Consider the following 6,322-nt stretch of genomic DNA (forward strand, 5'->3'; position numbering starts at 1 on the left):
CTCGCCGACCTGCGCGCGTACGTGGAGGTCGAGACGCCCTCCGACGACCGCGCCGCCCTGGAGCGCGGGCGCTCACAGGTCCGGCGCGGCCAGGGCCTCGTAGGCGTCCAGCTCCCCGAGGAAGCGCTCGCGCACCTCCTCGTCCGCCCAGCTGATCTCGATGGCGTTGCGCTGCAGCTGGATCAGCTCGTCGGGTCCCAGGCCGGCCTGGCGGGTGAGGGCGATGAGGTTCTCCGTCACGTACCCGCCGAAGTAGGCCGGGTCGTCGGAGTTGACGGTGACGCGCACCCCGCTGCGCAGCAGCTGCGCGATGACCGGCGCCTTGGAGTCGTCGGTGACGAAGGAGTTCGAGATCGGGCAGCAGGTCAGGCCCGTGCCGCGCTCGCGCAGCAGCTGCAGCAGCCGCGGGTCGTCGACGACGTTCGTGCCGTGGTCGATGCGGTCCACCCGGATGTCCTCCAGCACCTGGCGCAGGTGCTCGGTGCTGTCCTCCTGGTCGACGTCGCAGTGCGCGGTGAGCTTGAACCCCGCCGCGCGGGCGCGGGCGAACAGGTGCGCGAACCTCGCCGGCGGGTTGCCGCGCTCGTCGGAGTCCAGGCCGATGCCGACGACCTCCTCGCGGAAGCCCATCACCGCCTCGATCACGGCCTCGGCGCTCTCCACGGGCATGTCCCGCACGATGCACAGGATCAGCGCCGCGCTCAGCCCCAGCTCGCGCTGCGCCTGCAGCACCGCGTCGTGGTAGCCGCCGACCACGTCCGCGAACGGCACCCCGCGCGCGACGTGGACCTGCGGGTCGAAGAACACCTCGGCGTGCAGGACGTTCTGCGAGGCGGCCTTGCGGAAGTACGCCATCGCCAGGTCGTGGAAGTCGCGACGGGTGACGAGCACGTCCATCGCCGGGTAGTAGACGGCCAGGAAGGAGGCCAGCGAGTCGAAGGCGTAGGTGGCCCGCACCTCCTCGACGGTCCGCTGGCCGATGTCGACGCCGTTGCGCCGCGCCAGCTCCAGCTTCAGCTCCGGTTCGAGGGTGCCCTCCAGGTGCAGGTGGAGCTCGCACTTGGGCAGTGCGGCGGTGAAGGCGGCGAGGTCCATCGGCGCATCCTGCCGCAGCCCGCCGCCCGGCCCCAGCCGGAACCCGGCGCGGGCACCCCGCGGCCGCGGCCGAAACACGTTCGTCACACGGGTGCAACGCGCCGCGCGCACCGGCGGCGGAGGATCGGAGCCCCGGCGTGCGGCGCCGGGACCTCGAGGAGGGGAGCGGCCGTGGCCCGCAGCACCGTCCCGCCGTCCGCACCGCAGCGCCGGCCGGAGCACCGGCCGGAGCACCGGCCCGAGCACCGGCCCGAGCACCGGCCCGAGCAGCGCGCGGACCCGGGCCCGGACCCCCGGCTGACCGATCCGCAGGTGGCGGCGTGGGTCGCCGAGCGGGCGCGGACGACCCGCGGCTACCTGCCGCTGCACGTCGCGGGAGCGGCCACGGCCCGCTCGCGCGCCCGGCGCGGTGGTCCCGGGCCCGTCGACGACGAGCGGCTGCTCGTGCGCGACGTCGTCGTCCGCGGCGCGGCCGGGCCGCTGCCCGCGCGCTGCTACCGCCCCCGCGCCGGCGCCCGCGCCACCGTGCTCTTCCTGCACGGCGGCGGCTGGGTCAGCGGCGACCTGGACAGCGACGACGCCACCTGCCGGCTGCTCGCCGCCGCCGCGGGTGTCGCGGTGCTGAGCCTCGGCTACCGGCTGGCGCCCGAGCACCCCTTCCCCGCGGGCCTGGAGGACGCCGCCGCGGTGCTGTGCCGGCTGGCCGACGGCGACCCGGCCGGTGCGCTCGGGGTGCCCGCCGCGCCGCTGGCCGTCGCCGGCGCCGGGGCCGGCGGCCAGATCGCGGCGCTGCTGGCCCTGCGCTCGCGCGCCGGGGACGTGCCGGTGCTCGCCCACCAGCTGCTGCTGTGCCCGGTCCTGGACTGCGACCTGGACCGCGCCTCGCACCGCGAGCACGAGGACCTCGGGCCCTCGGTGGCCGACCTCGCGTGGTTCTGGCGCACGTACGTGCCCGACCGGGCCGCGCGCCGCAGCCCGCGGGTCAGCCCGCTGCGCGCGCCGCAGCTGGCCGGCCTGCCGCCGACGACCGTCGTGGTCGCCGGGGCGGACCCGCTGCGCGACGAGGCCGTGGAGTTCTGCGAGCGCCTGGAGCGGGCCGGGGTGCCCGTGCGGCCCGTGCTCGTGGAGGGCGTGCCGCACGCCTTCCTCGAGGAGCCCGCGCTGGCGGGCGCGCAGCGGGCCCTGCGGGTGGCCGCCGAGCACCTGGCCGCGGACCTGTCCGTCGGCCTCGGCGCCGCCCCGGCGGCCGGGCGCGTGCTCGACCTGACCGGTGGGCGCGCGGGCGGGGGCGCGGGGGAGCGCGCGGGTGGCGTGGTGCTCGACCTGCGCGAGCGGGCCCGGCGGTCCTGAGCCCGGTCCCCGGTGCCGGTGACCTTCCCCGTCCCGTGGTGACCTTCCCCGTCCCGTGGTGATCTTCCACGGTGCACCGTGGAAGATCACCACGGGACGGGGGAGCGGGGTGGTCGAGGGTTGACGCACCCGCCGCCGGCCCGCGGGGACCGAGGGCGCCGGCGGCTCAGGACAGGGCCAGCTCGAACCAGACGGTCTTGCCGCCGCCGGTGCTGTGCGAGCCCCAGCGCTGGGCGAGGGTGTCCACGAGGGCCACGCCCCGCCCGCCCGTCGCCGTCGGCGGCACGTGCCGCACCTGCGGCAGCCCCGTCCCGCCGTCACTGACGGAGACCGTCACGGTCGCGCCCGCGCGCCGCAGGTCCACCGCGATCGGCTCGCGGCCGTGGCGCACGGCGTTCGTCACCAGTTCGGTGGTCAGCAGCTCCAGGACCTGGCTGACGCCGGTGGACAGGGGCGTGCCCGCGAACTGCTCGCGCAGCCACGAACGGGTGCGCCGAGCAGCCGACGGGTCAGCCCGCAGCTCCAAGCGCGCCATGCCACCTCGTTCGTCTCCAGTGCACCTGCCCCCTCAACTCTGGCACCCGGTCGCGCGGCGGCAACCGGGACTCCCCCTCCCGGACCCTCGCCAGAGGTCCGCCGGGGGTCCGCCGGGCGCGTCGGCGGACCCCCGCAGGCACCTCGCGGGTGGCGCCCGGAGCGGCGGCGGGCATGATGCGGCGGGTGGACGACGCCGCGCGCGCCGAGCTCTCCCTCGCCGCCAGCACCCTGCTGCCCGCGCAGCCGGACCCCGACTTCGACCGCTTCGCCCGGCTGGGCACCACGGCCCTGGGCACCCCCGTCGCGCTCGTCAGCATGGTCAGCCGCGACGGGCAGGTCTTCCCCGGCGCCGTCGGCCTGCCGCAGCCGTGGCAGAGCACCCGCCGCACCCCCCTGAGCCACTCCTTCTGCCAGCACGTGGTCACCTCCGGCAAGACGTTCGTCGTCGAGGACGCCCGGCTGGAACCGCTGGTGGCCGACTCGCCGGCGATCACCGACCTCGGCGTCGTCGCCTACGCCGGTGCGCCGCTGCGCCTGACCGACCCCGTCACCGGGCGGGTCGACCCCGCCTCGCCCGTCGTCGGGGTGCTGTGCGCCATCGACGACCGGCCCCGGCGCTGGACGCCCGAGCAGCTGGAGGTGCTGCAGGACCTGGCCGCCGCCTGCTCCGCCGAGCTGAGCCTGCGCCTGCTGGAGGAGCGCACCCGGCTGCTGCTCAGCCTCGCGGAGACCCTCGGCGCGGCGCGCACCGCCGGCGAGGTGGCCGCCACCGTCGGCGCCGTCACCCGCGCGCGCCTGGGCGGCGCCCGCAGCGCCCTGCTGCTGCACGAGCCGGCCTCCCGGCGGCTGCGCCCCGTCGAGCCCGCGACGGTGCCGCAGGCGTCCGCGCAGCGCGACGTCGTCGGCCTCGACGCGCCGCTGCCCGCCGCGGCGGCGGCCCGCGAGCGCCGCTCCCGGCTCTTCGCCGACGGGCGGTCCCTGCGGGCGGCCTTCCCCGACGCCGACGGCCCCGGGCCGCTGCCGGTGCTCGCCGCGTCGGCGTACCTGCCGCTGCTGGCGGGGGAGGAGCTGCTCGGCGTCCTGGTCCTCGTGTGGGACTCCCCGCGCCCCACGCTGGAGGCCGAGGCCGACGTGTGGAGCGCGCTGGCCCGCTTCACCGCCCAGGCCGTCGTGCGCGCCCGCCTGGACGCCGAGCGGCGCTCACGCGCGGAGGTGCTGCAGCGCTCGCTGCTGCCGCGGCTGCCGGAGGTGGAGGGGCTGCTGGTGCGCGGGCGCTACCTGCCGGCCAGCCGGGAGGAGTCCGTGGGCGGTGACTGGTACGACGTCGTCGTGCAGCCCGACGGCGACGTCGCGCTCGTCATCGGCGACGTGGCCGGGCACGACGTGGTGGCCGCGGCGACGATGGGCCAGCTGCGCGGCCTGCTGCGCGCCTTCGTCTGGGACCGCCCGGAGGCGCCGCCGGCGCTGGTCTCGCGCCTGGAGCGGGCGCTGCCGGGGCTGGGCGTGGAGGGCCTGGCCACCCTGGTGCTGGCCCGCGTCGGCGCCCGCGACCCGCTCACGGGGGCGCGGCGGCTGCGCTGGACCAACGCCGGCCACCCGCCGCCGCTGCTGCTGCTGCCCGACGGCGGCACCCGGCTGCTCAGCTCGCCGCCGGACCTGCTCGTCGGGCTGCTGCCGGACGTGGTGCGCGCCGAGCACTCCGTGCAGGTGCCGGCCGGCTCGACGCTGCTGCTCTACACCGACGGCCTCATCGAGCACCGCGGCCGCAGCCTGGCGGGGGGCGTCGAGCGCGCCCGCGCCGTGCTCGGCCGGTGCGCGGGGCTGCCGCCGGCGCAGCTGCTGGACGCGCTGCTCACCGAGCTCGTCGGCGGCCACGCCGAGGACGACTGCGCCCTGCTGGCCGTGCGCTTCCCCTGAGGTGGTGCGCGCGGTCAGCCCCGGGCGCGCAGGTCCACGACGCGGCGCGCGGAGGTGCGCACCCGCCCCTTGCCGGAGCCCTTGGCCTCGTACATCGCCGCGTCCGCGTCCTGCAGGACGCGCTGGGCGTCCGCACCCGGCTCGGCCATCGCCAGCCCGACGCTGATGCCGACGGGGAAGCTCCACCCGGCGACGGCGAACGGCTCGGCCATCTCCGCGACGATGCGCTCGGCCACGTGCGCGGCGGCCTCCTCGTCGGGCAGCTCCGGGCAGACGACGGCGAACTCGTCGCCGCCCAGGCGGGCCACGGTGTCGCCCGGGCGCACCGCGGCGCTCAGCCGCTCGGCGACGCCGATGAGGACGTGGTCGCCCGCGGCGTGCCCGCCGGTGTCGTTGACGGGCTTGAAGTCGTCGAGGTCGCAGTAGAGCAGCGCCACCCGCCGGCCGCTGCGCCCGGCCGCCGACAGCGCGTGGCGCAGCCGGTCCTCCAGCAGCGTGCGGTTGGGCAGCCCCGTCAGCGGGTCGTGCAGCGCGGCCTCGCGCAGCCGCCGCTGCACCAGCCGGCGCTGGGTGACGTCGACGACCTGCACGACCGCGGCGACCTCGCCGCGGGTGCCGTCCTCGCCCGGCGTGGGCCAGGCCGCCACCGCCAGCTCCAGCCACACCTCCCCGTCGCCGTGCTGCAGCTCGGCGTGCCAGTGCGCCCGGCGGCCGGCGTCGACCTCCTCGACCATCTCGCGCACGGCCTCCGCGAAGACCTCGCGGTGCTCCTCGTGGACCTGCTCGGACCAGTCGGAGCCGGGCAGGACGCGGGCGCCCGGGCCCAGCATCGAGGTCAGCCGGTCGTTGGCGCGGGCCACGACGGCCGAGCCGTCGGCGCGCAGCCGCAGCAGCGCGACGCCCAGCAGGGCGTCGTCGAAGGTGCGGCGGAAGACCTCCTCGCGCCGCTCGGCGGTGACCACGGCCCGCTCCCGCGAGCGCACCACCAGCGACATGACGAGCGCGACGGCGCCGGAGGTGAACAGCAGCGCCTGCAGCACGCCGTCGGTCTGGCCCGGGTCGCGCACGACGGTCCCCGCCGTGGCGACGACGGCCACCACCAGCTGCACCGCCAGGGCCCGCCCCACGCCCAGCCGCGCGGCCCCCCACAGCACCGGCACGACGACGAGGAAGGACCACGGGTCGGAGAAGCGGGACCAGAAGACCGCCGCGGCCACCCCGGCCGCGGCGAGCACGACGGCGGCGAACTCCGTCACCGCGGCCCTGCTGCGGTGCCCGCCCACCAATGGCGAGCGCGGCAGCAGCAGCAGCGGCGCGACGAGCAGCACGCCGAGCAGCTGGCGCGGCGCGTACTCGATGAACTGGCCCGGCGTGGCGGTCTGCACCAGCAGCGCGGCGGCGGCGACCCCCGCCACCGCCCCCG

General features: G+C 77.7%; 5 protein-coding genes. 2 read left to right on the forward strand and 3 right to left on the reverse strand.

Annotated elements, in window-relative coordinates:
• Positions 1 to 72: 72 nt before the first annotated feature.
• Complete coding sequence (gene add / locus GTQ99_RS18345; RefSeq protein ID WP_166617164.1) at positions 73 to 1,095, reverse strand: adenosine deaminase; 1,023 nt, start codon at positions 1,093 to 1,095, stop codon at positions 73 to 75.
• A gap of 171 nt (positions 1,096 to 1,266) precedes the next feature.
• Between add and GTQ99_RS18350 the strand changes: the two genes are divergently transcribed.
• Positions 1,267 to 2,445, forward strand: a complete 1,179-nt coding sequence (locus tag GTQ99_RS18350) for an alpha/beta hydrolase fold domain-containing protein (RefSeq protein WP_166617165.1) — start codon at positions 1,267 to 1,269, stop codon at positions 2,443 to 2,445.
• A 166-nt stretch (positions 2,446 to 2,611) separates the two neighbouring features.
• Here GTQ99_RS18350 and GTQ99_RS18355 read toward each other — a convergent pair whose 3' ends face one another.
• A complete protein-coding gene (locus GTQ99_RS18355; RefSeq protein ID WP_166617166.1) occupies positions 2,612 to 2,980 on the reverse strand; it encodes an ATP-binding protein in 369 nt (122 codons plus the stop codon).
• Positions 2,981 to 3,165: 185 nt separating this feature from the next.
• Here GTQ99_RS18355 and GTQ99_RS18360 point away from each other — a divergent pair, with 185 nt between their 5' ends.
• Positions 3,166 to 4,899, forward strand: coding sequence for a SpoIIE family protein phosphatase (locus GTQ99_RS18360; protein WP_166617167.1), 1,734 nt, complete (start codon positions 3,166 to 3,168; stop codon positions 4,897 to 4,899).
• Positions 4,900 to 4,913: 14 nt separating this feature from the next.
• On the opposite strand, the gene GTQ99_RS18365 is transcribed toward GTQ99_RS18360, so the two are convergent.
• Positions 4,914 to 6,322, reverse strand: a 1,409-nt coding sequence (locus tag GTQ99_RS18365; protein WP_166617168.1) for a GGDEF domain-containing protein, incomplete at its 5' end; no start/stop codon positions are given.

The organism is Kineococcus vitellinus (assembly GCF_009906315.1).
Taxonomy (GTDB): Bacteria; Actinomycetota; Actinomycetes; order Actinomycetales; family Kineococcaceae; genus Kineococcus; species Kineococcus vitellinus.

Excerpts from the sequence above, each read along its gene's own strand:
- add (WP_166617164.1), bottom strand. The coding sequence starts at position 1,095 with ATGGACCTCGCCGCCTTCACCGCCGCACTGCCCAAGTGCGAGCTCCAC.
- GTQ99_RS18355 (WP_166617166.1), bottom strand. The coding sequence starts at position 2,980 with ATGGCGCGCTTGGAGCTGCGGGCTGACCCGTCGGCTGCTCGGCGCACC.